This is a genomic window from Neopusillimonas maritima (assembly GCF_003576595.1).
In the GTDB taxonomy this organism is placed as follows: Bacteria; Pseudomonadota; Gammaproteobacteria; order Burkholderiales; family Burkholderiaceae_B; genus Neopusillimonas; species Neopusillimonas maritima.
Genome location: NZ_NQOU01000007.1, coordinates 1 through 26,775 on the forward strand (window position 1 = coordinate 1; position 26,775 = coordinate 26,775).

Annotated in this window: 20 protein-coding genes and 1 riboswitch; of the genes, 9 read left to right on the forward strand and 11 right to left on the reverse strand. The window is 52.8% G+C overall.

Features of this window, described 5'->3' with window-relative positions; translation table 11 throughout:
* From CJO09_RS13945 to CJO09_RS13955, 3 genes are all read left to right on the forward strand, one after another.
* Positions 1-5,019: Ig-like domain-containing protein (locus CJO09_RS13945; RefSeq protein WP_119442902.1), on the forward strand; the 5,019-nt coding region annotated here is incomplete at its 5' end.
* Positions 5,020-5,116: 97 nt separating this feature from the next.
* On the forward strand, positions 5,117-5,809 hold the full coding sequence (locus tag CJO09_RS13950; protein ID WP_119442903.1) for a transglutaminase-like cysteine peptidase: 693 nt from the start codon (positions 5,117-5,119) through the stop codon (positions 5,807-5,809).
* Between the two features lie 34 nt (positions 5,810-5,843).
* A complete protein-coding gene (locus CJO09_RS13955; protein WP_119442904.1) occupies positions 5,844-7,838 on the forward strand; it encodes a bifunctional diguanylate cyclase/phosphodiesterase in 1,995 nt (664 codons plus the stop codon).
* Here CJO09_RS13955 and CJO09_RS13960 read toward each other — a convergent pair.
* The 8 genes from CJO09_RS13960 to gshA all read right to left on the reverse strand — a co-directional run bounded on the left by CJO09_RS13960 (position 7,835) and on the right by gshA (position 18,777).
* Complete coding sequence (locus CJO09_RS13960) at positions 7,835-8,476, reverse strand: response regulator transcription factor (protein WP_119442905.1); 642 nt, start codon at positions 8,474-8,476, stop codon at positions 7,835-7,837. The two genes, CJO09_RS13955 and CJO09_RS13960, sit on opposite strands and share 4 nt — an antisense overlap.
* A 12-nt stretch (positions 8,477-8,488) precedes the next feature.
* Entirely contained in the window at positions 8,489-9,901 is a 1,413-nt protein-coding gene (locus tag CJO09_RS13965; protein WP_119442906.1) for an HlyD family type I secretion periplasmic adaptor subunit, read from the reverse strand.
* Positions 9,898-12,126 carry a type I secretion system permease/ATPase gene (locus tag CJO09_RS13970; RefSeq protein WP_119442907.1) on the reverse strand — a complete coding sequence of 743 codons (2,229 nt, stop codon included), beginning with the start codon at positions 12,124-12,126 and terminating at the stop codon, positions 9,898-9,900. Before CJO09_RS13970 ends, CJO09_RS13965 begins: the two co-directional genes overlap by 4 nt.
* The gene (locus tag CJO09_RS13975; protein ID WP_114421555.1) at positions 12,107-12,334 is read right to left on the reverse strand and encodes a hypothetical protein; all 228 of its coding nucleotides are present in this window, start codon (positions 12,332-12,334) and stop codon (positions 12,107-12,109) included. Before CJO09_RS13975 ends, CJO09_RS13970 begins: the two co-directional genes overlap by 20 nt.
* Positions 12,335-12,382: 48 nt before the next feature.
* Positions 12,383-13,840 (reverse strand): TolC family outer membrane protein, encoded by a 1,458-nt coding sequence (locus CJO09_RS13980; RefSeq protein WP_119442971.1) that lies wholly within the window; start codon positions 13,838-13,840, stop codon positions 12,383-12,385.
* A gap of 131 nt (positions 13,841-13,971) precedes the next feature.
* A complete protein-coding gene (locus CJO09_RS13985; protein WP_119442908.1) occupies positions 13,972-14,157 on the reverse strand; it encodes a hypothetical protein in 186 nt (61 codons plus the stop codon).
* Positions 14,158-14,270: 113 nt separating this feature from the next.
* Entirely contained in the window at positions 14,271-17,078 is a 2,808-nt protein-coding gene (locus tag CJO09_RS13990; RefSeq protein WP_119442909.1) for an aconitate hydratase, read from the reverse strand.
* 109 nt (positions 17,079-17,187) lie between these two features.
* On the reverse strand, positions 17,188-18,777 hold the full coding sequence (gshA, locus tag CJO09_RS13995) for a glutamate--cysteine ligase (protein WP_119442910.1): 1,590 nt from the start codon (positions 18,775-18,777) through the stop codon (positions 17,188-17,190).
* Positions 18,778-18,865: 88 nt separating this feature from the next.
* On the opposite strand from gshA, the gene CJO09_RS14000 reads away from it, so the two are divergent.
* Positions 18,866-19,372, forward strand: a complete 507-nt coding sequence (locus CJO09_RS14000) for a hypothetical protein (RefSeq protein WP_119442911.1) — start codon at positions 18,866-18,868, stop codon at positions 19,370-19,372.
* A 19-nt stretch (positions 19,373-19,391) separates the two neighbouring features.
* On the opposite strand, the gene CJO09_RS14005 is transcribed toward CJO09_RS14000, so the two are convergent.
* Positions 19,392-19,655, reverse strand: a complete 264-nt coding sequence (locus CJO09_RS14005; RefSeq protein WP_119442912.1) for a response regulator transcription factor — start codon at positions 19,653-19,655, stop codon at positions 19,392-19,394.
* A 158-nt stretch (positions 19,656-19,813) separates the two neighbouring features.
* Positions 19,814-19,892, forward strand: a riboswitch (SAM riboswitch).
* Between CJO09_RS14005 and metX the strand changes: the two genes are divergently transcribed.
* The 5 genes from metX to CJO09_RS14030 all read left to right on the forward strand — a co-directional run bounded on the left by metX (position 19,884) and on the right by CJO09_RS14030 (position 24,276).
* Positions 19,884-21,113, forward strand: a complete 1,230-nt coding sequence (gene metX, locus CJO09_RS14010; RefSeq protein WP_119442913.1) for a homoserine O-succinyltransferase MetX — start codon at positions 19,884-19,886, stop codon at positions 21,111-21,113. (Overlaps the previous riboswitch by 9 nt.)
* A complete protein-coding gene (gene metW, locus CJO09_RS14015; RefSeq protein ID WP_119442914.1) occupies positions 21,110-21,745 on the forward strand; it encodes a methionine biosynthesis protein MetW in 636 nt (211 codons plus the stop codon). The genes metX and metW overlap by 4 nt, the downstream gene beginning before the upstream one ends.
* A gap of 23 nt (positions 21,746-21,768) precedes the next feature.
* Entirely contained in the window at positions 21,769-23,004 is a 1,236-nt protein-coding gene (locus CJO09_RS14020; protein WP_119442915.1) for a muropeptide transporter, read from the forward strand.
* 10 nt (positions 23,005-23,014) lie between these two features.
* Positions 23,015-23,803 (forward strand): exodeoxyribonuclease III, encoded by a 789-nt coding sequence (locus CJO09_RS14025; RefSeq protein ID WP_119442916.1) that lies wholly within the window; start codon positions 23,015-23,017, stop codon positions 23,801-23,803.
* A gap of 20 nt (positions 23,804-23,823) precedes the next feature.
* Positions 23,824-24,276 (forward strand): PACE efflux transporter, encoded by a 453-nt coding sequence (locus CJO09_RS14030; RefSeq protein WP_119442917.1) that lies wholly within the window; start codon positions 23,824-23,826, stop codon positions 24,274-24,276.
* A gap of 7 nt (positions 24,277-24,283) precedes the next feature.
* Here the strand turns inward: CJO09_RS14030 and CJO09_RS14035 are convergent, their stop codons facing one another.
* The gene (locus CJO09_RS14035; RefSeq protein ID WP_119442918.1) at positions 24,284-25,762 is read right to left on the reverse strand and encodes a GGDEF domain-containing protein; all 1,479 of its coding nucleotides are present in this window, start codon (positions 25,760-25,762) and stop codon (positions 24,284-24,286) included.
* A gap of 190 nt (positions 25,763-25,952) precedes the next feature.
* Positions 25,953-26,753 (reverse strand): DODA-type extradiol aromatic ring-opening family dioxygenase, encoded by an 801-nt coding sequence (locus CJO09_RS14040; RefSeq protein ID WP_245961348.1) that lies wholly within the window; start codon positions 26,751-26,753, stop codon positions 25,953-25,955.
* Positions 26,754-26,775: the final 22 nt, after the last annotated feature.

Sequence of the window (26,775 nt, forward strand, 5' to 3'; positions counted from 1 at the left end):
ATTAACGCCGCCGAGGCAGAAGCAAACATAACCCTGACCGGTACGGTCGGTGGTGATGTTCAAGACGGTGATACGGTCACGATCACCGTAAACGGTCAGACTTATACAACGCAGGTTGCTGATGGCGCCTGGTCGGTGGATGTAGCCGGTTCCGACTTGGCTGCTGATACAACAGTTGATGTGTCGGTCACGACCACGGATGCGGCAGGCAACAGTGCCACTGCGACAGCGGAACACACATACAGCGTAGATACTGAAGTGTCTGCGACGATCACGATCGACACGATTGCCGGTGACGACGTCATTAACGCCGCCGAGGCAGAAGCAAACATAACCCTGACCGGTACGGTCGGTGGTGATGTTCAAGACGGTGATACGGTAACAATCACCGTGGGTGAGAACAGCTACGAAGCCACGGTTTCTGGTGGTACCTGGTCGGTATCTGTCCCCGGCTCAGTCCTTGCTGATAACAGCAACGTCAGTGCTTCGGTCACGACGACCGACGCAGCCGGCAATACCGCGAACGCTTCGGCTTCTCAAGGTTACACCGTTGATACCGAGATCGATGCGTCGATCACGGTTAACGACATTACGTCTGACAACGTCATTAACGCGGCCGAGTCCGGTGGTGATGTGACCGTCTCTGGTTCTGTGGGCGGTGATGTACAGGATGGTGATACGGTCACTGTGACCGTCAATGGTCAGACATATACAACCGAGGTTGCGGATGGCGTCTGGTCGGTGGATGTGGCTGGCTCTGACTTGGCTGCTGACAGTGCAGTTAACGTCTCTGTGACGACAACTGATGCTGCTGGCAACAGTGCTACTGCGACAGCGGAACACACTTACAGTGTGGACACCGAGGTATCCGCCACGATCAGTATCGACACTATCGCGGGTGACGACGTGATCAACGCGGCTGAAGCCGAAGGTGACGTCACACTGAGCGGTACGGTGGGTGGCGATGTCCAGGATGGTGACACGGTGACGGTCACCGTGGGTGAGAACAGCTACGAAGCGACTGTTTCTGGCGGCACATGGTCTGTGTCGGTGCCGGGTTCGGTGCTGGCAGCCAATTCCGACGTCAGTGCAGCTGTGTCCACAACGGATGCAGCCGGCAACACCGCGAACGCTTCGACTTCTCAAGGCTACACAGTTGATACCGAGATCGATGCGTCGATCACGGTGGATGACATTACGTCCGACAACATCGTCAATGCTGCGGAAGCAGGTACAGACGTGACCGTCTCTGGTTCTGTCGGTGGCGACGTGCAGGATGGTGACACGGCCACCGTGACGGTGAACGGCCAGACTTACACGACCCAGGTGGCCGATGGCGCGTGGTCGGTGGATGTAGCGGGTTCCGACTTGGCTGCTGATACGACGGTTGAGGTCTCTGTCACGACGACTGACGCAGCGGGCAACAGTGCCACTGCGACAGCGGAACACACCTACAGTGTGGATACGGAAGTCTCTGCCACGATTGGCATCGACACGATTGCGGGTGACGATGTCATCAACGCAGCGGAAGCTGAAGGTGACGTCACGCTGACCGGTACGGTTGGTGGTGATGTTCAAGACGGTGATACGGTCACCGTGACGGTTGGTGCCAATGAGTACACGGCCACAGTTGAAGACGGTGCTTGGTCTGTGTCGGTACCGGGTTCGGTGCTGGCAACCAATTCCAACGTATCTGCTTCGGTGACCACAACGGATGCCGCGGGTAACAGCACCAGTGCGTCCACATCTCAGGGTTACACGGTTGATACTGAGATCGATGCGTCGATCACAGTTAACGACATTACGTCCGATAACGTCATTAACGCCGCTGAGTCTGGTGGTGATGTCACTGTCTCAGGCAGCGTCGGTGGTGATGTTCAAGATGGCGACACGGTGACTGTGACCGTAAACGGTCAGACCTACACGACGCAGGTGGCTGATGGCGCCTGGTCTGTAGATGTAGCGGGTTCCGACTTGGCTGCTGACACGACAGTCGATGTGTCTGTTACGACGACCGATGCCGCTGGTAATACGGCAACCGCGACGGCCAAACATACGTACAGTGTAGATACGGAAGTCTCTGCCACGATTAGTATCGACACCATTGCTGGCGATGATGTGATCAACGCGGCGGAAGCTGAAGGTGATGTGACCCTGACCGGTACGGTTGGTGGTGATGTCCAGGACGGCGACACCGTCACTGTGACGATTGGCACCAATGAGTACACCGCCACAGTTGAAGACGGTACCTGGTCTGTCTCTGTCCCCGGTTCAGTGTTAACGGAAAACAATACTCTAACGGCCGTGGTCAGCGCGACGGACTTGGCTGGAAACACAACTTCCGCTACAACAAGCCGCACGTATGACATTGATCTGGCGCCTATTGCAGGCCCAGATCAAGTGACCGGTACGGAAGACACACCGTTGGATATAAGCTGGGGTGATTTCAACATTTCCGATGATTCGGGCTCATCGGCCGAGGGCGTCTTGATCACAGGACTTCCACAAAACGGTGTGCTGCAGTTCTCCAGTAATCCCGATGCGCCGGAGCCGGAATGGGTTGCGATTGATCTGTCGGGTGGCCCGTTCGAGATTAGCAAAGCAGATATCGACGCAGGAAAGTTGCGTTTCATGCCCGCAGCCAACGAATCCGGCTGGGATGGTGATGACGCTGCGGGTACAGGTAATAATCAACAAGATTATGCTGAAATCAGTTTCAAACCTTACGACGAGCAAAACGAAGGCGATGAAGCAACGCTGCGTATTGACATCAAACCTGTAGCAGACGCGCCTACGATTGAAGTCGAGGTGGGGGCCGTAAATCGGGTTGAAGGGACTGCGCAAACTGTCATGGCTTTCGCCGGTATTGCGCTGATGATTTCCGAGGATAACCTTGAGGCTTCAGGCCTTTCAGGGCAATTGTTAATGCCGCCTTTCAGTTCCAACACCGGCGGCAACATTAATAACAACAGTTCTGCAACCGACATTATCGCCATCGTGGGTGATTTTGATACGGTGGTTGAAGGCCATAGCGGCAATCAATGGCAGAACCTGTATGGCATTAGCGGAAATAACGATTATGTTTACTTCAGTAAGGATTACTCAAACTATCAGATCACTAACCTGAACATTAACGTTAATAATGGCATTCCCAACATCAGTGTTGCCATTAAGGACCTTGATTCAGGCTTAACGATTAATCTGAATAATATTCGTGGGATTCTGTTTGGAGATGGCCAGAGTATTGGTAGTGGTAACACTCAGAACCCAGGTCCCATTCCGAATCTCGAAGTAGTGGCAGAAGAGGGTGGCTATGACGAGATTGAGGTAAATGTCGAGGCGGCTCTTACCGACACTGATGGCAGTGAAACACTTACAGGTGTGGTGTTAAGCGGCGTACCTGTCGGTGCGACGGTCGTCGGTGCGACCCAGTTGGAGAACGGCGATTGGTATATCGAAAACACAAGCGGTGTGTCGCCGCTGAGTACCTCGGTCACCATCCAGGTTCCAATCGGTACCGAACCATTCAGTATTCAGGCTACGGCTTATTCCAGCGAAGGGTCGGCCCAAGCGGGTGCCGCGGCTGAGGCCAGCACCCAAACTGATGTGTTTGTCGATTTAAACCCAGAAGCAGATGCGCCGGAACTATCAATTTCCGTTGGAGATCCAACTGTAACGTATAGCGATACAAACCTTGAAATTGATTTGCCTGGTAATCGGTCTTTCACTTACGAAAATGGTCAGGTCGATACAAATGGCAAGGTTACGGTTCGGTATCTGGATGAGGGCGATGTCGGCGACAACAACAAACGTTCCGACGTTTACGTCGTGCGTGGCGACATCACGTCCGACATGGACGGGCTCATGGTTAACGCTGCCGCGGGGGGTAAAAAAGATGTCGATGTGATCTTCCTGAGCAAGCCGCGTGACGCTTACATTATTACTCCCCCTAACGGGCAAAGCTGGACGATGATCAGCGATAGGGAGACCGGCTATTCGATTCAACATCACAAGATCGACGATATTATTTTCGGCGATGGCACTTCGTATTATGGTGAAGTGGAAGCCTCGTATGAAGCGACTGGATATGAGACGCGTTCAGTCGACATTTCCGTCGAGCTCACTGATAACGATGGTAGTGAAACACTCTCCGCCGTTGTTTTGTCTGGTATTCCCGAGGTAGTCACGTTAAGTGCCGGTGAGCTGCAACAGGACGGCACGTGGTTGGTGGATATTGAAGATTTGCCGGGTCTGACAATGACAACGCCGTTGGGGACGGCGCCGTTCACCATAACGGCAGCAGTGACGTCGACAGAGTCAGTCGGAGGTGACTCCGAAACGGTAACCGACGAGGTATTGGTCGAGCCGGTTTCGGTTGATAACCAGGAAGCTGACGACGACGATGATGACGACGAAGACGAATACGAAGACGACGATGATGACGATGACGATGACGATGATGACGACGGCGATGATGATCATGATCACGACGACGATCCTGTAGAGTCTTCAGAAGACGTCGCTGTTTTCGGGAATCAATCCGATAACACCCTTGAAGGTGATGACGGTGATGACCTGCTGGTTGGCCACGATGGGAATGACACCCTGATTGGTGGCGCGGGTTCCGATGTGTTGTTCGGGGGGGCCGGTGACGATGTCTTTAAATGGGAGCTTGCTGATCCTGATGACCCTGCGTCCACTGATGTTGTGAAAGACTTTGGGATGGGAGGTTCGGATCCACTTGGTGCCGATCAGCTCGACCTGAGCGATTTGTTGTCCGAATCAAACCTTGAAGGTGACATTACCGAGTTTCTGCACATTGGCCTGAACGAGGAAAATGGTGTGACTAATACGGTAATTAAGGTGTCAACGACAGGGCAATTGGGTGTCGATGGAAGCGGCTACGATCATGAAATTGTGATTGAAAATGCCGATTTGATGGGTTCTTATACTGATCAGAACCAATTAATCCAGAACCTCATCAACGACGGGAAGTTGAAAATAGACTCCTCTTCATGACGCAGTCCCGCGGCGGTAGGCTCTGCTAGGTTGTTGAGCTTGCCGCCGCGCGCGGGTTACCGGCGCATCACCCGAAAATACGTTTACAATCCGTTGCATGCGCCTCCTCGATACGCTTGCATGCGTTTTCTCGCGTCGAAATTGGCTGCCTGTTATCGGGCTGGTCGCGCTATTACTTTTTCCTATCCTCTCTCGTGCCCAGGGCCTGACACTTTTTGAGGCGGATACCATGGTCGAGCAAGGCCGGCGCCTTTATGGCAATAAAGGGCAGGCTGCGGTTCAGGATTGGCTCAAGGCACTTGAAAGCGCACAGGGTCTCGCGCAAACTGCACAGTTATCTGTTGTTAACCGGTTTTGGAACAGGTCGGTGCGCCAGGCCGAAGATCGTGATGTGTGGAATCAAACCGATTTTTGGGCTACTCCGTTGGATAGTCTGGGCAAAGGTTTGGGCGATTGCGAAGACTTCGTCATCGGTAAGTATTTTTCCTTGATCAGCTTGGGGGTTTCGCCCGAGAAACTGCGTTTTATTTATGTGCGTGCCCAGGTTAAGAACGAGGCAATCGCGCATATGGTGCTGGGTTATTACGAAACCCCAACTTCAGAACCACTAGTGCTCGACAGTTTAATCGACACGATTAAGCCGGCCGGCGAACGTGGCGACCTCACGCCGGTTTTCAGTTTTAATGTTCAGGGTATCTACGTGCCGGGCGCCAAGCCGGCGTCGGTTAACCAAATCGGCCGTTGGCGAACGCTGATGCAACGAATGCAGAATCAAGGGTTTACGCCATGAGCAGATACATGATGCTTTTTACAGGGCTCGGATTATGTCACTACTAAAACAATTGCTGCTTAGCGTGACGCTGGTTGTGGCCGGTATTTTGGCTGGAACGTTGTTTGTTAGCCTGGATACGGCGCGTCAGTATTTAAATAACGAACTTCAGGCGCAAAGCCGGAACGCGGCCTCTACTCTTGCGTTGTTGATGTCGCAACCCGGTAATCAAGACCGCGCCACTCGGGAACTGCTTGTTACCGCATTATTTGATAGTGGTCAGTTCGAGCAAATCGTGTTCACACCAACCGCCGAAAATGACGTGTTCCGCCTAGAACTCGATCGAGCCTCTCAGCCCAAAGCGGTGCCCGACTGGTTTTCGGGTTTGGTTACGCTCAACGCAAAAGCGCAGGTTAGGGAAGTTACCGACGGTTGGCAGCGAATTGGCACGATTTCAGTCATGGCCGATGATCAATATGCTTTGCAATCACTTTGGAATAGCGTGTTCCGTCTGTTGTTCATTGTGATTGGGGTGGGGGTAGTCTGGGCGTTGTTTGCCATTATTTTGGTGCGTTGGTTCCGCCGCGCATTGAAGCGGGAAATTACAACGCAACTGGAAGCGATCAGTACAACTGGGCAACCGGCTGCTATCCTAAGTGAATCTAGCGAATCACATTTTAGCGAGTTACACGATGTGTCCGACGCCATTGGTCAGGCGCGCGAACGTATCAAGGCGACCCAAGCCGAGCTTGATAGTCGTATCGAGTCGTTGGAACTGGAGTTGAATCGCGACCCGGTTACCGGTCTGGCAAATCGAAAGTATTTTGTGAACGATTTACGTCGGCGCATGGAAAAGCAAGCCCGGGGTGCAGCGGTTGAGGGCCATATTTTGCTGTTTCGCCAGCGCGATCTCGCCGCAATCAATCGGGCACTGTCACGTGTTCAGGTTGATGAATGGCTTAAAACGGTGGGGGAGCGCGTGCTCGCGGCGGTGAAACAGTTTCCCGATATTCCTTGCGTGCTCGCCCGGCTCAATGGGTCCGACTTCGTGCTTTTAATGCTAACCCCAAGTAGTCTGGACGCTATTCGCCTGGCCCAGCATGTACGAAAAACGCTTACCCAGTTACAGGTTACGTTACGTGAAGGCGGAGTATCGCGTTGGGCTTACGCGTTGATTGATGCGGGGCAATACGGTGACGTCAGTACGGTTTTATCAGCCCTTGATCATGCCTTGATGCGCGCGGAAAGTTCGGGTCATAAAGATATTGAATACGTTGCTCAGCCTATGCAGGTATTGGAAAGCAAGGCGGCGCCAAGTGAATCCGAGTGGTCCGAACTTATTGGTCATGCGCTGGAGCATGATGGCCTGGTGCTGAGTTATACCCATCGTCTTTATCACAATGAATTGGGTGAGATCAAGCGCTACGAGGCGTTATTAATTTTGCTTGATCAAAGTCGTGAAGGAACGGCAATTCCCGGGTTTTTGTTTATGCCGGCAGCTCAGCGGCTGGGTTATTCAAGTCAATGTGATTTAAAAGCGATTCAACTCGCGCTGACCTGGCTGACAGATAACCCCGAAGAGTTGGTTCTTCGGGTTTCTTTAGCATCGTTGTTACACGGAAAGTTTACGCCGACTGTGGTGGATTTGCTGCATGCGGCTCCGGCAAATGTTGTGTCGCGCTTGTGTCTTGAGGTTGATGCGTTCGCCTTGGTGTCGGGGTCGGCGGAAGTACAGGCGTTTTGCCGGGATGTTGTTGCGTGTGGCGTCAAGGTTGGCCTTCGCAATTTGGGTAATCAACCCGAAGCGCTTATTTACTTGCATCAGGCGCCGTTTAGTTATTTGAAAATCGGCGGCGATTTCGTGGCGGGTGTTCTGGGCAGTCCCGGCAGCCAGAACTTGTTGGGTGCGGTTATTCAAACAGCCCGGAAGCTAAAAATCAGTGTGCTGGCCGATGACGTCCCCGATCAGGGTACGGCGAATTTGTTAATGCGGCAGGGTATTTATTTGGAGCGCTCCGAACAAGATGCGAAACCGGAGTCTAATGTTTAACTTGCGCTGATTCCATGCACTTTCAGGGCCAGCGTCAAACGATCGGCTACACCCAGCTTTTCAAAAATAGCGGTCATGTGCGCCCGTACGGTGCGCTCGGTGATACCCAGCTCATCGGCGATTTCCTGATTGCTTCGTCCCACGGCGGCGCGCTGTGCCACCTCTTTTTCCCGTAAGGTTAATGGGTCTGCCCAGGCCTGCCCCTTGCTTTCTTGCCCGGGTTTAAGGCGACGATCAATTTCTTGCAGGATTCGGTTAACCAGGGAGCGGCCCATCCAGACACTGCCTGCACTGACGCTTTGAAGTGCGCTCTCCAAGACCGGAATGGGGCTATAAGCATGCAGGTAGCCGCTGCTCCCGGCGGTAAAGGTTCGTGAGGCCTCGTGATCGTTGGGCCGAATACTGGCAATGATGATTTGCAGGTCGTGGAAATGCTTTTTCCATTGCACGTCATCCCAGTCGGGAAGTTTTGGAAGTTGGCGATCCAGAACAACAAGAGACCTGCCATGTTGGCGCCAACGATCCAGATCAGACAGGTCGTGGCCGCGCGCGGGCGCCCAGCTTTGTGCGTTAATTTTCCGCCAGTGCTGCCACAAACTGTCATCCTGTGTAATCAGTAGTACCGGAATGCTCATTATGTGCGCTCTTTTTTATCGTTCTGTCAGTGCGTTGTTTTTTGCACGCAAAATGGGTTTCAGGAGGTACTGCATCACGGTTCGTTTGCCGGTCAGAATGCTAACGTCGGCCACCATCCCCGGAATAATCGGGTTGTCGGGGTTGCGCACATAATTCTGGTCGGTGCGGACCTTGATGTTGTAGTAGGCGTTGCCGTCTTCGTCGGTGAAGGTATCGGCGCCAATTTGTTCCACCTCGCCATCCAGGCCGCCATAAACCGCGAAGTCGTAAGCGGTGAATCGAACCTCGGCCTCTTGATTTGGGTGCAAGAAAGCGATGTCACGGGGGCTGACGCGCACATCCAGCAGTAATGTATCGTCGTTTGGAACAATCTCCAGTACTTCTTCACCAGGTTCAACCACCCCCCCTACAGTATTGGTGAGGACTGTTTTAACGGTACCGTTAACGGGTGATCGAATATCGGCCAAACGAACTCGATCGGCTAGAGCCAGTTGGCTTTGGGAAAGGGCTGCCAGACGGGAGCGAACATCAGACAACTCATCGCGGGCAGTATTTCGAATGCTTATTTCCGCCTCTTCGAGTTTGCTTTGCGATTCGGAAATCGCAGCTTGAAGGCGCTCAATTTGCGCTTTGGCAGCTTGCTCCTCACCACAAAACTTGGCAACGTCGCGTTGTAAACGTAATAAATCCACTTCAGATACGGCGCCACTTTTGAGTAAGGGGCGTGTCACATTCAATTCACGTGATGTCAGTTGGCAGCTTGAGGCGGCTTGTGCAAGATTTGCTTGTGTTTCGCGTAGCTCCTGTTGTCGCTGTACTAGTTGGTCGCGAGCAATATTAATGGCGATAGCAAGCTCTTCAGTGCGTTTCTGCCATAGCTCCCTTTCCATAGCGGCTACTTCCGGTGATTCTTCTAGAACGATCTCCGGTGCCTGGAAAGGCATGTTTTCCGCTAATGCTTGTAATCGTGCAGCCTTGGCCAGTAATGCCAGCCATTCGGCGCGGCTTTCCCCCAAGCTGGAGGAGAAGCGCGTGGTATCAATGCGCAAAAGTACTTGCCCGGCCTGCACCTCTTCACCGGTACGTACCATTAGTTCCTCAACGATGCCCCCGTCGAGACTTTGAATGATTTGCACCTGGCGTGACGGCACAACCTTGCCGCTCCCTTTTACGACCTCGTCAATTTGCGCTAATGACGCCCAGATAAAGAAAGCGGCAATAACAACTAGCGAGAACCATAATAAGATTCTCGAGCCACTGGCTTGCTGCTCGGAAATGGCCCACTGTGCGTCATCAAGCAACGCCTTGTCCGATAACTGGTCTTTCGAACGTTTGCCGATAACCAGAAAATAAACAAGATCGCGTGGGCCGGGCCAGATGGGGTAGAACAGCCAGCCCAGAACGGAACGACGACGCCTTCCCGTCATGAACGGTTCCTCGCCCGACTAACCTGACCTTGACGCAATGCATCGACCACTTGTGCTTTTGGCCCATCGGCAACAATTTTGCCACCGTCAACAACCAGTAAGCGGTCTACGATTTCCAGCATGGCTGTGCGATGCGTCACAATCAGCATGGTTTTGCCTTCACATGCTTTACGCAGTCTGGATTTAAGCGCTGCTTCGCTTTGGTGATCCATATTGCTGCTGGGTTCATCGAGCAGCAATATGGGGGGGTTGTTGATGAGTGCGCGTGCCACGGCAATCGATTGTCGTTGGCCGCCCGACAAGGAATCGCCACGCTCGCCTATAACCATGTCATAGCCATCGGGATGATTAGCCGCGAATTCGTCGACACCAGCCACGGCGGCGACGCTTAACATGTCGTCATCATCAACGAAAGGTGCACCCAAGGTGAGGTTGTGTCGCAGGGAACCATAGAATAAAATCGGGTCTTGCGGAACATGACCTACCGCACGCCGTACATCGGCCGGGTCGATTTGGCGTATGTCGATACCGTCGATCAAGACACTGCCTTCGCTGGGTGCATAAAGACCAAGAATTAATTTTTCAAGTGTCGATTTGCCGGAGCCAATTCGACCGATAATGCCGATTTTTTCACCTGGGTTAATTTTCAGGTTAATGCCGTTCAGCGCGTTTTCTTTTGAGCCGGGGTAAGCGAAGCTAACCCCCCGGAACTCAATACTACCTTCCAGGTGAGAACGTGGAACATAGGTGCGGTTTGGCGGATGTTCGATCGGCATTTTCATATACCCGTCGATCGATTCCAGCGAGGTGCGGGCATTCTGATACTGCATCATTAGGCCGGCAACCTGGCCAAGCGGGGCCAGGCAGCGCCCCGCGATCATTGAAGACGCAATAATTCCACCCAAGGTCATTGCGGCATCTTGTAAAAGCAGCACCCCAATAATGACTACTGCGATGGTAACCAGCTGTTGGGCCGTTTGCACAAAGCCGACAGTCGCAGCCGACAGAAACTTGATTTTGGAACCAAGTTGTGCAAGAAATTTTGTGGTGTTCTCCCAGGTGCGTTGGGCGCTACCCTGGGCGTTCAGGGTTTTAATCGTTTCTATGCCGCCCAAAGCTTCAACCAGTACGGCATTGCGCTGAGAGCTGGCTTTAAAAGTCTCTTCCACCATGCGCGCCATTTTTGCCTGGGCAATCCAGGAAACAATCAGCACAATCACAATGGCAATGGCAGGCGGAATCACCATCCATGGCGAGATCCACATTAATGCAGCCAGGAAAATCAATACGAATGGCAGATCGACCAGCGTGGTAAGACTGGCCGAGGCGATGAAGTCGCGCACGGACTCAAACGAGCGTAAATTGGCTGCAAAGGAACCGACTGAAACAGGGCGGCTTTCCATTTTTAAATCAAGAACTTGCTCCATGATTTGGGCGGAAAGTTTCACATCGATACGTTTGCTGGCTGTGTCAACGACGTGGGCACGGATTGTGGTCAGAATGTAATTCAGCACAATGGCCACGAACACACCAATAGCAAGCACCCATAGTGTGTCCATTGCGTTATTCGGTACCACACGATCGTACACATTCATCGTGAACAAGGGCGTGACCAAGGCGAAGAAATTAATGAGAAAAGCTGAAACCAGTGCGTCGCGATAAAGGCGGCGGTTATCAAATACGGCGTTCCAGAACCAGTGACCTTTACGTTCCTTTTCTACCTCGGGGGAGCGCGCGTCAAAGCGGAACTGTGGGCGGATGAAAGCGGCAACGCCTGTGTAGTCCGCTTCTAATGCCTGTTTACTGATTTCGCAGGGTGTTCCAATCTCTGGAAATTGGACTAGATAATTGTCAGGTCGAATTTCCAGAAGCAGGCAGGCGCGATTACGCTTGAGAAGCAGAATGCAGGGTAATAATGACGTAGGAATTTCGTCCAGTTCACGCCTTAGCAGGCGAGCCGAACATTGCGCGCGGGCGGCAGCCCGGGACAGTAACGAAGGTGAGAGTCTGTTTTCAACCAACGGTAAACCACCGGCCAGCGTTTGCGCCGTGCAGGGGTTGCCGAACAGCTTGGTAATATCAACCAGGCAGTTCAGTAGTGGGTCGTCGTGCACGGTGTGCGGCGGCAACCGCCAAACAGAATCATTCGCAGGATTCGCGTCTTCTGTTTCTGGCGTTGGTTCTTCCGCCGGTGCTGCGTTCGACTTAGAAAAGACTCTCGTCATCGTCATCCAATAAATTCAGCGAATCACGCAAACGTTGACGCGCTTTTTTCCGTTGTTGCAGTTTTTGCAGGGCTTGGGGCGGCAGGTCGGTGAGTCGCAACGTGCCATTCGCGATCAGGGCATCAATCAAGTCTTCCAGTACGCGAATAAACTCTGCGTCAAGCTCCGAGAGCTCAACTTTGTTAGGTTTTTTCTCTTCCTCTTCCATAGGCGGTCGCACAATCGATAGCATAGGTCTGGACATGGTACATCGCAGCTAATTTAACGTTGATGAATCATCCGCAACGCCGGTATTCAATGGGCTGATGCGGGGCGGTTGCATGTCGTCTCGGTAAGTGACCTTGACCGGGGCGAGATTACGGGTGTCAGGGGTAGGCGTCATGCAATTATCCAGACTGCTTTGCGGCAGACTGAGTTCCGTATTTTCAGGCACGGTTTGTTCATGTGGCTGGCTTAGGCCCAACACGGGCAATAATCGATGAGAAAGCGCTATCCAGCGATATTCCGCTTGCAGCAGATCATACACGCCGTTTGCCAATGCGCGTCGTGAATCAAACAGTTCATTTGAGGTATCCAGCAGGTCGAGTAGTGAGCGCTGACCGATTTCAAACTGTTGCTCTGCCGCCACCCGCACTTTCTCCATAGCCGCCTCGTGACCTGCCAGGTAGGGGCGCTGCTGACGTAGACGCTGAATGTTGTTCCATGCGGTGGAAAGCTCCTGCTGCAGGTTGCGGCAGGTGTAGTCGCGCACATCGCGCGCCGCGTACCATTGCGCTGCAGTTTGTCGCACGCGTGCCGAATCGCTGCCGCCCCTATAAAGGTTGTAGGACATCACGACTTGAACATTCGATGTCTGAATATCGTGCGCAGTGGGGTCTTCCTGCGGCCTGTCACGCCCGGTCGACGCTCGAAGCTCCACAACAGGCGCAAACTGCCCTTTGGCGGCCTCACGACTGGCTTTGGCTGCGATAACCAGTGCCTGCTTCGACAAGATACTGGGGTTTGCTACCAGGGAAGATCGAAAATTGGACGGCTCTTTAGGAATTTTGTCCGATACATCGGGTGGAGGCGATAAAACGTCGGGGGGGTATTGACCCACTATTCGTCGGTAGCGCTGAACAACATCATTCAAATTGTTGTTTTCTTGCATCAGATTGCTCTGTGCCAAGGCCAGACGGCCGGCTGCCTGTTCATAATCGACCCCGCGCCCAACACCGGATTCCTGTCGTTCGCGGATAAGCGTCATGGTTTTTTCGTGAATGGCGTAATTCTCTTCGGCGTATTGCACCATTTCACGAAACCGCTGGACATCCAGGTATGCGTTAACGGCTTCTGTTGCCAGACTATCGGTGGTGGCCAGTAATTCGTAATAGGCGGATAGTTTTTCAAAACCCTGTTGCCGAATGCTGTTGGCTGTTGCCTGCCCATCGTAAAGAAGTTGAGTAAGCTGCAACGTGTAACCGTAACGTGTCCAGTTCTGAGAGGGGCTGCCAGGGATATTCGCGCGTTGTTCACGCCCAAACTGCGCCTGCAGATCCACAGACGGGAGGAGGTCGCCTCTTGTGAAGTTTTGTGTTTCCAAAGACGCGATAAATGTCTGGAACTGTGCACGTACTTCAGGGTTGGTGAAAATGGCTTTTTCCACCGTTTCCCTGAGTGTTTCGTAGGGCGCAGTCCGCCCCTGGCCGACGGCAATACTCGTGGCCAAACCCATTACACACGTTACGGCAATAACAACTGAGTGTCGCAACAGCACCCTATCTCCTTTGTAACTCGTGACTCACAACCAAAAAACCAGGTAAAACGGTATGTTACCGATACAACTTAAAGTTACTAAACTAATAACTAGTGTACCAGTGTGGTTATTGTGAGCGTGGAGTACAACACAGGAATAGGCGTTGTGTCAGCTATTTGTAAGTTTGTTTGTTGCGGAAAGCGAACAGAACCGGTGTTAATGGTGGTTTTCATACGGCTATACTCGCCGTTCGGCACGGCGGAGCTACGGGTTTCCGGCCCGTATTCTTGAAGCATAACCGTGCGTCCTGCAATAAAAAGGGCTACCTTTCTATTGGTAGCCCCAATTTTATAGCAGTAACAAGAGTTTGACCAGCGTTACCGAATACCAAATAACGGTAACTTATAGGTTAATCAAGTAAGTTGCGTAACACATATTGCATGATGCCGCCGTTGCGGTAGTACTGCGCCTCGCTGGGGGTATCAATTCTTACAATAGCCTCAAACTCCACATTCCCCGCTTTAACCGCCACAGTCTTGGGAATGGTGTCGGTATTCAAGGCCTCTATGCCTGAAATATCGAAACTTTCTTCGCCGGTCAGCCCAAGCGTTTCGACGCTTTGGCCATCGGGGAATTGAAGCGGTAGTACCCCCATGCCCAGCAGGTTAGAGCGGTGGATGCGTTCATATGACTCAGCAATAACGGCGCGTACACCCAACAGAACCGTGCCTTTCGCAGCCCAGTCTCGCGATGAGCCCGAACCATACTCTTTACCGGCAAGAATCACCAGTGGTGTATTTGCTTGCAGATAGTTGCGTGATGCGTCGTAAATCGTGGTGACGGGCCCTTCAGCGCGCGTGAAATCACGTGTGTACCCGCCCTCGGTTTCCAGTGCAAGCTGGTTACGCAGGCGTACGTTGGCAAACGTGCCGCGGATCATGACCTCGTGGTTGCCGCGACGTGAGCCATAAGAGTTGAAGTCGGCGGGTTCAACGCCATGTTCCTTCAAGTATTGTGCGGCTGGGGAGTTTTTGGCGATAGAACCGGCCGGGCTGATGTGGTCGGTTGTGACGGAGTCGCCCAGTAGTGCCAGCACACGCGCGTTTTTGATGTCGGAAACCGCGCCTGGCGTGCGAGGCATATTCTCGAAGTAAGGCGGTTTGCGCACATAAGTAGAGTGTGTGTCCCAGTCGAACAATTGGCCCGATGGGGTAGGCAATGCCTGCCAGCGTTCGTCGCCTGCGAATACGTCACGGTAACCTGTGGCGTACATGTCTTCGGCAATAGCTTGGTCAATAACGGCTTGCACTTCACTGGTGGAGGGCCAAATATCTTTCAAGTAAACGTCTTTGCCATCGTGATCCCGGCCAATGGGTTCCCGGTACAGATCCAGATCCATTGTGCCCGCCAGGGCATAAGCCACAACCAGTGGGGGCGACATGAGGTAGTTCATTTTTACTTCAGGGTGAATGCGCCCTTCGAAGTTGCGATTCCCCGACAATACCGATACGACGGAAAGGTCATTGTTCGTGATGGCTTCACTTACTTCGGGAATCAGCGGCCCGGAGTTACCGATACAGGTTGTGCAACCGTAGCCCACCAAATTAAAGCCCAGTTCGTTCAGGTAAGGGGTGAGTCCTGCGCGTTCGTAATAATCGGTGACGACGCGCGACCCGGGCGCCAAGCTGGTTTTAACCCACGGTTTGCGCTTAAGGCCCTTTTCAACTGCCTTCTTGGCCAATAGTGCGGCGGCGATCATGACGGCCGGGTTAGACGTGTTAGTGCAGGAGGTAATGGCTGCAATAACGACGGCCCCGTGATTAATCCGGCACTCGGTGCCGTCGGCGAATTTGACCGGTGCAGAATCTGCTGCAGGGTTGGTTTCTGCGTGTTCGGTGTGGTCGGTGGGTGTGGGCGCACGCGCGGTTTTGCTGTCTTGTGCCGGGGGGTCGGAAGCCGGAAATGACTCGGCCACCGCTTTGTCGTAGCCAACCGGTTTGCCGCCAGGCAGCTCGACATAAGAAGACAAGGCGCTGCGGAAAGAGCTTTTCGAATCTGTTAAGGCAATGCGGTCTTGAGGGCGTTTGGGGCCTGCAATTGACGGAACCACCGTGGATAAATCCAGTTCCAGTGTTTCAGAGTAGCGTGGCTGCGCCTTTGGGTCGTGCCATAGCCCTTGCTCTTTCGCATAAGCCTCCACCAACGCAATTTGTTCATTGCTCCGGCCGGTAAGGCGCATATAGTTGAGGGTTTCGTCGTCGATCGGGAAGATAGCAATGGTTGAGCCGTATTCCGGACTCATGTTGCCGATGGTGGCCCGATTAGCGAGGGGCACGGAGGCCACACCCGGCCCGTAAAACTCAACGAATTTCCCAACGACGCGATGTTTGCGCAGCATTTCGGTAATGGTTAACACCAAGTCGGTGGCGGTGGTGCCTTCGGGTAGTGAACCGGTCAGCTTGAAGCCGACAACGCGCGGGATAAGCATGGAAATGGGTTGGCCCAGCATGGCGGCTTCGGCCTCAATGCCGCCCACGCCCCAAGCAACGATACCCAGGCCGTTTACCATAGGCGTGTGCGAATCGGTACCGACACAGGTGTCGGGGTAGGCTTGTTTAGTGCCGTTCTGGTCTTTGGTAAAGACCACTCGGGATAAGTGTTCGAGGTTTACCTGGTGAACAATACCCGTGCCCGGCGGCACAACTTTAAAGTTCTCGAAAGCATTCTGGCCCCAGCGCAGAAATTGATAACGCTCAAGGTTGCGTTTGTATTCAATTTCAACGTTCTGTTCGAAGGCGGTTTTTTGCCCGAACACGTCAACAATTACCGAGTGGTCAATGACCAGTTCAACCGGTGCCAGAGGGTTAATTTTGGTGGGGTCGCCGCCTAAGTCTTTTACCGCTTCGCGCATGGTGGCCAGGTCGACCACCGCCGGTACGCCAGTGAAGTCTTGTAAAACAACACGTGCCGGCGTAAATGCAATTTCGCGGTTGGGTTGCGCACTTTCGTCCCATCCAGCCAGTGCGCGAATGTCTTCCGCCGTTACGTCTGAACCGTTTTCGGTACGTAATAAATTCTCAAGAAGAATTTTTAAACTGTAGGGAAGGCTGGAGACATTGAGTCCGCTTCCCTTGACGGCATCCAGCCGATAAATTTCGTAGGAATCGTTGCCAACTTTTAATGTTTGTTTGGCATCGAAGCTGTTTGGATGTGTCATGACGCAATCTCCTGGAAATAGCAGGGCCGGGCGTTGGCCACGTATTAAGTGTTAGCCCTTATCTTACACGCTGGGTTGAATGGTTTCACGCTGGTTTGCGCAGAATCCGTTACTCGGTGGGCAAGGCCCACACGACAACCGGGGGTTTTAACGCTGCATGGTAGCGGGCAACGTAATCTTCAAACGATTCGTTGTCGCTCTTTTCGATGTCGATCTGGTCGACCAGCGACTGCGCCGTCAAGCGTTCGAACTCCGATTGGGTGGCCGGCGGCAGCGGTTCGCGTGCAAGCGTTTCGTGATGCCGTCTGCTTTGAGCGAGCGTGAATGCCTGCAACGATTGTTCCGACTCTTTAAGCGTCTGCAGCAGGCGTCCCGAGGGCGTTTCGTTCGTGTCGTCCAGTTTGATTCTTTGTGCCTGCAGGCCCTGCGTGTGGAGATTTGTTTTATACGCGCTGTCGAGCATTTCTGCATACGGCGCCATGCGTTCCAGAAGCTCATGCCCCCAGTTCGCCAGCGGCACGGACTTGTTTTGCCGGATAAGTGTCAGACCGGGTTCGCGTCCACGCTTTGCCACAACGGAAAAGTTGTCGCTGCTGTCGCGGCAGAACCCATTATTGGGGAACATAGGGCTGTCTTCCGTTGCGCAGAAAAGCAGGAAAGTGTCCATGAAGGCACAGGTTTCCGCGCTAATGCCTATTGGGCATTCAGGGTCGATATCAAGACAGCGCACTTCAATGTACTGTACCCCCCGGGCGGCGAGCGCCGCCGAGGGCCGCTCCCCACGTTCAACTGCGCGCTTGGGGCGAATGCTTGAATAGTATTCGTTCTCTATTTGCAGCAGGTTTGTGTTGAGCTGAATCCATTGTTCACCGCGATGAGTGCCGATTTTCTGATACGGGGCCCAGGGTGTGGTAACCGCATCGTGCATGCGTTTCAGAAACGTTTCAATATCGTTGTAGCAAAGCTCTAGTTCGGATTGTGCTTTGTTGTTGTAGCCCAGGTCGCTCATGCGCAGGCTGGTGGCATGCGGCAAATAAAACGTGTCGGCGTCGAGGCGTTCAAGCTGGTGAGGCCGATTTAACAGAAAGTTTTCTGAGACGGCCGGGGAGGCGCCGAACAGGTACATAAGTAACCATGAGTACCGGGTAAAATTCCGGATCAGTGCCAGATAGCCGCGTGAACGAATTTGTTCAATACCCTGGCCGTCGGTATTTAATACAGTCCAAAGCGCGTCTGGCAATGAAAAGTTGTAATGAACGCCGGCAATACATTGCATGGCTTTGCCATAACGCTCGGCCAGGCCGCGACGATACACATGTTTGAGCATGCCTGTATTCGACGGCCCGTACCACGCAATAGGAATATCGGGTTCCGGCGGCAGTAAGGGGGGCATCGACTGATTCCAAATCATCTCATTGTTCAGTTTGCCTGCCACAAAGCGATGAATAGCGCAGAGCTCTTCACGCAGCGAGGTTACGTTTCCGTGTGTCTCGGTGATGAGCTCCAGAAGCGCCTCTGCGTAATCAGTGGTAATTTTCGGGTGCGTCAGTGCACTGCCTAGTTGCGACGGATGAGGGGTAAGCGCCAGCTTTCCTTGCTCGTCGACACGCAGGCCCTCTTTTTCGATACCCCGAAGGATTCCTGTCAGAATCTCGGTATGGGGGCGCAGCAAGGCATTTCGTTCTGGGCTTGATGACATGTGAATCGTATTGTGTTCTGGTTGTTAGCGGCGGATTTTACCCGAGTCGTCTGATGGGCGTTACTTTTTAATCTTAGGGGAAAGTGTAGTGTTTTTGCGAGTTTTATGTGCGTTGTTTGCACTCATTGGTTTGGTTGCCTGTTCACCAGAATATAACTGGCGTGAGGTGGCGATTTCGGGTGCCGCGGTCAGCGCGATTTTCCCTGATAAGCCCAAGGTGGATGAAAAGCGTTTCATTTTTGAGGGAGAGACGCTGGTTTTATCGATGACGGGTACAACAGTGAAGAGTGCCATTTTCGCGATCGGGCACGCGCCGCTGGGTGCTCGTCTTCAGGAGAATGCAGTAGCCCGGCAGGCGCTGTATCGGCAGGTGGTATCGTCGTTCTACAGCAACTTCAATCAGGCGACACCCAACCCTTTACCCGCTCCGGGTGAGCTTTTTGTTGTAACAGGCAAAGGGCCGAACGGCGATATGCAGTTGTCTGCCAAAGTCTGGATAACTTCAGACTACCTGCTTGAGGGCATTGTTGTTGCGCCGCAAGCTCTTTTTCCGGAAGAACATGCCACGGAGTTTTTCGCGGGTGTGGGGTTCTAAGGAGAAGGTGTTCGCCGATTCAGTCTGTAATTTTGCTGTTGTAGTGGGGTAAATAGCCTGCGCTCATTGCTTTGACAATGCCTGCTTGCCGGCTGTGTACACCCAGTTTTGTACAGGCTTCCCGAACGTGATAATTGGCTGTGCTTTCTGAAATGGTAAGGATTTGGCCCATTTCCCGACTTGTTTTACCGATGCTGGCCCAATAAAGACATTGGGTTTGGCGCGATGTGAGCGGAGAATTGCTGGTTTTTCGGATCAGTTCTAGGCTGGTTTGTTCTGGCATGGATCGTTTTTGTTATAAATTGTTCGAAAATACTTATTGTTCTTGTAATGTATCAATTTTCAGGGCGGTCGTAAAATTAGGGGCTGACGCATCAGGTTCTTGTCGATTGTCAGTGTGTGCCTGGTACTTTCATGCAGTAGTGTTAGAATCAAAAAAATTCCGTTTTCAGCGCCGATTTGCTTGATCTGCTTGCGGGCGCGCGATAAATCCAGCTAAAGAGGTCCCTATATGACCCAATCAACTGAAAATTTTTCTTCACAGCCAGACAGCACGCCAATTCCCCCAGGGTCTGTAGGCATTGTTTCCCCCGAATACATTCATTTCACCGAGCCGTTGGCGTTAGCCAGTGGCCAGGTTTTGCCGCAATACTCTCTGGCGGTGGAAACCTACGGAACGCTGAACCACGACCGCAGCAACGCAGTACTGGTCTGCCACGCCTTGAATGCTTCGCACCATGTGGCGGGTATTTCCGCCGAGAATCCGAAGGACGTCGGCTGGTGGGACAACATGGTCGGGCCGGGAAAAGCGCTGGATACCAACCGTTTTTTTGTGATTGGCGTGAATAATATCGGCTCCTGTTTTGGGTCGACGGGGCCGGCCAGCATCAACCCTGATACCGGCAAGCCCTGGGGCGCCGCGTTCCCAATGCTTACCGTGAAAGACTGGGTACACGCACAGGCGCGTCTGGCAGACTATTTCGGAATCCGGAAGTTTGCCGCCGTTATGGGTGGATCCTTGGGTGGCATGCAGGCGCTTGGGTGGGCGATCACGTGCCCGGATCGTGTGGAAAACTGTATCGTTATTGCCAGTACCCCCCGGTTGTCGGCCCAGAATATTGGCTTTAATGAGGTGGCGCGGCGCGCCATTATTACCGATCCTGATTTCCACGGTGGCGATTATTACGCCCATAATACGGTGCCTCGGCGTGGCCTGGCACTCGCCAGAATGGTGGGACATATCACTTATTTGTCCGACGACGATATGGCGGCGAAATTCGGGCGCACGCAGCGTGCGCCAGCCGAAAACGGCGAGTTCCATTATGGGTACGATGTCGAGTTCGAAGTGGAGTCGTATCTGCGTTACCAGGGCGAGAAGTTTTCCAATTATTTCGACGCCAATACGTATTTGCTGATTACACGTGCGCTCGATTATTTTGACCCTGCACGCCATTATCATGGTGACCTGGCCAAAGCGTTGTCCACCGCTACGGCGAATTTCCTGCTGGTTTCGTTTACAACCGATTGGCGTTTTCCACCTTCGCGCTCCCGGGAAATTGTTCAGGCCCTGCTGAAAAATCATTTGCCGGTAACGTATGCCGAAATCGACGCCCCGCATGGTCACGATGCGTTCTTGCTCGACGACCGTCGCTATCACGCCGTAATGCAAGGGTATTACGATCAAATCGCCCGCGAGCTTAATTTGGGTGAACGCGCAGAAACATTGGGGGTGCTGGCATGAAACAGCCTATTGCCTTCAAAGGCGACATGACCACTCGCCCGGATTTGCGACGTATTGCGGGGTGGGTTGAACCCGGCAGTCGTGTGCTCGACCTGGGTTGCGGCGACGGCACGTTATTGGCCTATTTGCGCGACCATAAACAGGTTAGCGGCGCCGGTGTTGAATTCGACGATGAGTGTGTTATTGCATCCGTAAAGCGGGGTGTGCGTGTTATTCAGCAAAACCTGGAAGAGGGGCTGGCCCTGTTTGACGATCAGCAGTTCCATTCTGTTGTGTTGTCTCAAACGTTGCAATCCATGCATCGCACAGAGCATATTTTGCGGGAAATGGCGCGTGTTGCGCGATTCGGTATTGTTTCGTTCCCCAATTTTGGGTACTGGACCCATGGCTTATCCATTCTGGCGGGGCGCATGCCGGTCACCGGAGAGATGCCTTATCAGTGGTATAACACCCCCAACATTCATTTATGCACCATGCGCGATTTTGAGGATCTGGCGCGTAAGCTGGGTTTGCGGGTTACGCATGTTGCGGCGTTTAACCGACAGAACGAAATTCATCGTTTTAAAAGTTGGCGTAGCACTTTAGTCGTTTACCGGTTTGAGTCACCGTTTCGGCAACCGGCCCGTTCCTGACAAAGGGGGTTGTTATTTCTCTACTGAAAAGCGTTTATGCTAGCTCGCGGGTTTATCCGCTATTGGTGTTGGGGTTTGCCAGTGGTTTGCCGCTTGCTTTAACCAGCGGCACTTTGCAGGCGTGGGCCACGGTCGATGGTGTATCACTGCAGAGCATTGGTTTTCTTACGCTGGTAGGAACGGCTTATACCCTCAAGTTTCTTTGGGCGCCGCTGGTTGACCGTTATGCGCCTGATTTTCTGGGGCGTCGTCGTAGCTGGATGTTTTTTAGTCAGGTTTTGCTGGCTTTATTTATTGCCGGCATGGGCTTTTTGGCGCCGTCCTCGCACTTGGGTTTGCTCGCGGTTTTTGCGGTTATTGTTGCTTTCTTGTCTGCGACACAAGACATTGCCTTTGATGCTTACAGTACCGACGTATTGCGGGATCACGAGCGAGCCGCCGGGGCTGCTCTAAAAGTATTGGGCTATCGCCTGGCCATGATTGTGTCAGGTGGTCTTGCGCTTATTTTGGCCGGTACCTGGTTGGGCTGGCAATATACCTACGTGCTGATGGGCGTGTTCATGCTGGTATGTGCCGTTGCCACGATACTTGCTCCGGAACCGGAAATCGTGGCAAAAGCGCCCCGCACTTTGGGCCTGGCGGTGGTTGAGCCGTTGAAAGAGTTCTTCAGCCGACGTGGCGCCATTCTGATTCTTGTGCTTATTGTGCTTTATAAGTTAGGCGATGCATTTGCCGGGGCATTGTCAACGACGTTCCTTATTCGGGGCGCCGGTTTCAGTATGGAAGAGGTTGGGTCGATTAATAAAATTTTCGGTTTGGCGGCAACCATTATCGGTGCGCTGGCAGGTGGCAGCATCATGTCGAAAATGGGGTTGTACCGGGCTTTGATGTTATTTGGATTGCTGCAGGCCGTGTCTAACTTTGGCTATTGGGTGCTGGCCGTCACCCCCCCCCATTTGTATTCAATGGGCTTGGTGGTAGCAATAGAGAATGTCTGCGGCGGATTGGGGACGGCGGCTTTTGTTGCGTTGCTTATGGCGCTATGTAATCAGCAGTTTTCGGCGACGCAATTTGCGCTCTTGTCGGCTTTGTCGGCAGTGGGGCGAACTTATCTCGCGGGGCCGTTGACACCACCGATCGTGCTGGCGTTGGGCTGGCCTGTTTTCTTCATTATGACGGTTTTCATTGCTTTGCCCGGCTTGGCGCTACTGTGGTTTAAACGCGCCGAGATTAAGGCTTTGGACCAGTTGAGTAGGTAAAAGGTGTTCTATGTTGCGTGTGATTTCAGCCAATTTGAATGGTGTCCGATCAGCTCATCGAAAAGGTTTTTTTGACTGGTTGCCCGAACAGCAGGCTGATTTTGTGTGTGTGCAAGAACTTAAGGCTCAGGCCGCCGACATGACGGAGCCCATGCAGTCACCGAATGGGTATCACGGATACTTTCATTACGCCGAGAAGAAGGGCTATAGCGGTGTGGGGATTTACGCACGAAAAGAGCCCGATCAAGTCGTGGAAGGTCTGGGTGTGCCGCAAATTGATGCGGAAGGGCGTTACATTGAACTGGTGTATGACGGCTTTTCCATGATTTCGGTGTATCTTCCTTCCGGCTCCAGTGGCGATCATCGCCAAAGCGCCAAGTATCACTTCATGGAATGTTTCTATGGTCATTTGGCAGATTTGGCCAAAGCGGGCAGGCGCGTTATTTTATGCGGCGACTGGAATATCGCCCACAAAGAAATCGACCTTAAAAACTGGAAGGGCAATTTGAAAAACAGCGGTTTTTTGCCCGAGGAGCGGGCATGGCTAACCAAAGTTTTCGATGAACTGGGTTGGGTCGATGTGTATCGTCATCTGTATCCTGATGCCACCGGCGAAGCCTACACGTGGTGGAGTAATCGTGGTCAGGCTCGGGCAAACAACGTGGGTTGGCGCATTGATTACCAGATTGCCACGGCAGATATCGCGGCCACAGCGCAAAGCGCGTCTATTTACAAGGAAAGCTGGTTTAGCGATCATGCGCCGCTCATGATTGACTACGATACAAAATTGATTGATTAAAAAGGTTTCCAACGTTTGTTATGCAAGGAATCAAGCGCAAAGTTGTTTATGTATCGCTATACGAAACCATTGCCATTCTACTGACCGGTGTCGTCTTTTATTTGCTGGGTTTCAGTGTGTTCGATTCCTGGGTGGCTTCGGTCGCGGCGTCGGGGATTGCCGTGCTATGGAATCTTGTTTGGAACACTTTATTCGAGTCTTGGGAAGCGCGGCAGGTGAAGAAAGGGCGCAGTACGCGTCGGCGCATTGCGCATGCGGTCGGGTTCGAAGGGGGCCTGGTCTTGTTTTTAGTTCCTTTTTTCGCTTGGTGGTTAAGCGTTTCTTTGTGGGAGGCGTTTATTCTTGATGCCGGTCTGCTGGTGTTTTTTTTGGTCTACACCTTCGTATTTACGCGTGTATTCGATCATGTTTTCGGGTTGCCGGCCTCGGCGTTGCCTGATTCCGATAACAATCTGGCTGCAAAAAAGGCATAAGCCGTCATTATTGATGAAGGCAGTAGCGATTTTTCCCAAGATTTTTGGCGCGATACATGGCGGTATCGGCGTTGGACAACAGTTGGGAAGGGCTAATCGATTCATTACCAAATAAGGCAATACCAATGGAAAGGCTTATTTTGAGTTCTTTTCCGTCGATATTGAATGGTGCCCTGATTGCGTCCAGGTATTGTTGCGCCAATCGTTTTGCGTCTTCAACCGGCGCCTTGAGGTCGGTCAGCACAATAACGAACTCATCTCCGCCCAGGCGTGCAACCGTATCGGTTTGTCGTCGTCCCGATAAAAGGCAACGGGCCACTTCAACAAGCAGCTGGTCGCCGACATCGTGGCCGAAGTTATCGTTAACAGGCTTAAAACCGTCTAGATCACAAAATAGAACCGCGCCGGCAGCCCGATGGCGATGCGCAATTTCAAGGCTATGTTGAAGGCGCGACATGAGCATTGGGCGGTTGTATAACTTGGTCAGCGTATCGTGGGTGGCCATGTAGGCCAGTTTCGCCTCGTTGCGTCGTAATGACGTTTCCTGATCCTGAATTCTTTTCACCAGCAGGTTGAACTGCCTGACCAATGCACCGGCTTCGTCTTTTCCATCTTCGGGCAGGGCATGTAAAGGTTTTCGCCCCGATGCCATGTCGCCAATCGCTTGTGTAGCACGGTCGAGCCGGCGAAATACATGAGGAAGGAATAGGGCCAGGCAAGTGAGCGCGATCGCCGACAATAATGCGCCCGCCATGATGACGTAATCAGCAATGGTGTCGATAGGGGCGTAGGCCTTTTCAACGGGGATACGGGAAACAACAAACCAGCCTGTACTGGGTACCGATTGAATACCGACCACTTCCTCGACTCCCTGGGCATTCACGGTAACCCCTGGGCCGCGATAACCCGCCATGGCTTTGTCGTGAAGCAGGTTAATGCCCGGCTTTGGGGTGCGTTTCATGATAAAGGAGGGATCGTTGGCGCCCAGGAACATCTGGTCGTGAGGCGAAATAATCAGGTAGCTGCCACCATTCCCCCATTTCTGGGTGTTCAGTTCTTGTAAAAAGCCTGCCGCATCAAGTTGCGTTAAGCCAACCAGAACGGCCGTTACAGCACCACTTTGGTCGCGGATCCCAATACCAAATGCAATCATTGCTGTGTTTTGGTCCGGATCTTTAAACGGAGGGCTAATCTGTGGCCCACCTGAGTTTAGAATGCTTAGTAGCCATTGGGTCTCGGTAAATAAAGCGTCATGATGAGCTGTGGTGCTTGCAGGTGTGTTGGATGCCCGCAAGGTGCCGTCTTTCAATACGATCATCATGCCGGAAAGAAAAAAGGGGCTCAACGTTTGCACGCGGGACAGCCATGCTTCGATAACACTGGGGTCGTTGCCGGACTCATGAGGGTAGGAGCCCGCGATCCGTTCCAGTGTTTCTTGCCGTGTCCGTACTTTCTGGTCTATTTCATCGGCTATGTACGAGGCCATCGACAGCTGTTGGGTTGTGACTAACTCGTGTAATTCCTGTTTGGCTAGCGGTAAAACCACGAGAAGCCGGAATACAAAACCGAACACGACCAAAAGGACGCACAGTAAGATAATGCGGAACTTTATTGAGTGAAAATTCACTGTAGTGGAATCGTGCGGTTTGTTATGGTTTTATGAGCTATCGGTTCAATTAACCGAATCGAAAGCTCGAAGCGGTGATATTTGCAAATGCCGTTACTTCGTGATGAACACAAGTGCCGGTTTCATTCTCGGCGGCGCCTACCGCGACCATCAACGGTAGCAAGTGATCTTCCCTCGGGTGGGCACGGCGGGCTGCAGGAGCCGTTTCCCATTGTTTAAGTTTATAGGCACGCTCTGCAACCGGGCCATTTACCAGCACTTCCTGCAACCAGGCATCGAATTGAGCGGAAGGCTCAGCGCCGATTGTGCGAATTTCGCGCAGGTTGTGATAACTGAGGCCGCTACCCAGAATAAGAATGTTCTTTTCCCTTAGCGGTGCCAGCGCACGTCCAAGTGCCAGATGCAATTCAGGATCAAAATGGGTTTCTATGGAAAGTTGCACAACCGGAATGTCGGCCTCTGGATACATGACGTGAAGAGGTACAAATGCCCCGTGATCGAATCCACGCTGGTTGTCAATGGCCACTGGAAGCCCGGCATCGCCAATCAGTTGTGCCAGCTCGCGCGCCAGGGAAGGGGAACCCGGGGCCGGATACTGGACATGGTAGGTATGTTCGGGGAAATTGTAGTAGTCGTAATACATGGGCGGGTGGGGGTTGCCCATGACCAGAAACGTGTTGTCGCCTTCCCAATGAGCCGAGACCATCACAATGGCATCCGGCTTCCTTTCCAGTTGTTGCGGAATATCCTGCAACGCCTTCGTAAGAATGGCGTATTTTTCGCGGGCCTCCGGCATGTATGGCCAGGGCCCGCCTCCGTGCGAAAGATAATAAACAGGTGTCTGCTTCATGATTGTCGAATGTTGCATCATG